General features: G+C 72.6%; 1 protein-coding gene. It reads left to right on the forward strand.

Going from position 1 to position 351, the window contains the following annotated elements:
* Positions 1 to 351: ketoacyl-synthetase C-terminal extension domain-containing protein (locus ACPXCS_RS39715; protein WP_425952378.1), on the forward strand; the 351-nt coding region annotated here is incomplete at both ends.

Here is a 351-nt window from a genome sequence, read left to right on the forward strand (position 1 = left end):
CACGTCGACTGGACGGCGGGCGCGGTGGAACTGCTGACCGAGGAACGCCCCTGGCCGGACGCGGGCCGTCCACGCCGCGCCGCCGTCTCGTCGTTCGGTGTCAGCGGCACCAACGCCCACCTCATCGTCGAGGAGGCCCCGGAGGCCGAAGTCGCCGTCGGTGAGCCGGTGGTGGTGACGGACGGGACGTTGCCGTGGGTGGTGTCGGCGAAGTCGCAGGCGGCGCTGGGCGAGCAGGCTCGGCAGTTGCTTGAGCACCTGGACCGGCAGCCGGAGGCAACGCCGATCGACATCGGTCACGCGCTGGCGGTGGGCCGGTCGGTGTTCGATCACCGCGCGGTCGTCATCGGC

It is taken from the genome of Streptomyces sp. DT190, from assembly GCF_049846985.1.
In the GTDB taxonomy this organism is placed as follows: Bacteria; Actinomycetota; Actinomycetes; order Streptomycetales; family Streptomycetaceae; genus Streptomyces.